Genomic DNA, 820 nt, shown 5'->3' with positions numbered 1-820 from the left:
GGCACTGTTGCAAATAGGATCCTAAGTTGAGCTTTCCCCTTCCAAAAGGGGCTCAAAGACCAAAAACCTTATTCACCAGACGCACTTCACCCTGAGGGTGACCGTAATACCAAGGCGCTGCCTGCCCTTTGCGCAGCGCACGCATCGTTTCTATGCCTTTTATCGTCGCATACGCTGTCTTCCGAGATTTGAAACCCAGCATCGGATTAATTATTCGCTTCAGCTTTCCGTGGTCGCATTCAATGACATTGTTGAGGTATTTCACCTGCCGTTGTTCCACGCCCTGTGGGCATTTCCCCTCATTTTTCAGTAGGGCTAACGCTCTGGCGTAAGTCTGTGCCTTGTCGGTGTTGATCACCTTGGGGATTTCCCAGCCTTTTAAATGTTTCAGCGTCTTGCTTAAAAACCGGTAGGCGGCTTTGGTATTGCGACGGGGTGAAAGGTAAAAATCTATCGTATGGCCACGGTTATCCGTGGTCCTGTACAGGTAAAACCACTTCCCCGAAACTTTGACATAGGTTTCGTCAAGACACCACGAACGCAGGTCGGTCGCATGGTGCCAGTACCAGCGTAAACGTTTCTCCATTTCTGGCGCGTAGCGTTGAACCCAGCGGTAAATCGTGGTGTGGTCAACGTTCACGCCACGTTCAGCGAGCATTTCCTGCAATTCGCGATAGCTGATGCCGTACTGACAATACCAGCGAACAGCCCACAGAATAATATCACCCTGAAAATGGCGACCATGGAAAGGATTCATACGCCGCTCCTTCGGAAAAATGGGTATCTTAGCTTACTACCATCGACTATTTGCAACAGTGCC

Annotated in this window: 1 protein-coding gene; it reads right to left on the bottom strand. The window is 49.9% G+C overall.

Going from position 1 to position 820, the window contains the following annotated elements; genetic code table 11:
* Positions 1-52: 52 nt before the first annotated feature.
* Complete coding sequence (locus tag Xets_RS19405) at positions 53-757, bottom strand: IS6 family transposase (RefSeq protein ID WP_187652380.1); 705 nt, start codon at positions 755-757, stop codon at positions 53-55.
* Positions 758-820: the final 63 nt, after the last annotated feature.

This window comes from Xenorhabdus sp. TS4 (assembly GCF_014467265.1).
Lineage (GTDB): Bacteria > Pseudomonadota > Gammaproteobacteria > Enterobacterales > Enterobacteriaceae > Xenorhabdus > Xenorhabdus ehlersii.
This window is presented reverse-complemented; position numbering and strand designations above follow the sequence as displayed.

What these genes read in the sequence shown, in the direction of transcription:
- Xets_RS19405 (WP_187652380.1), bottom strand. Translation starts at nt 757, where the DNA reads ATGAATCCTTTCCATGGTCGCCATTTTCAGGGTGATATTATTCTGTGG.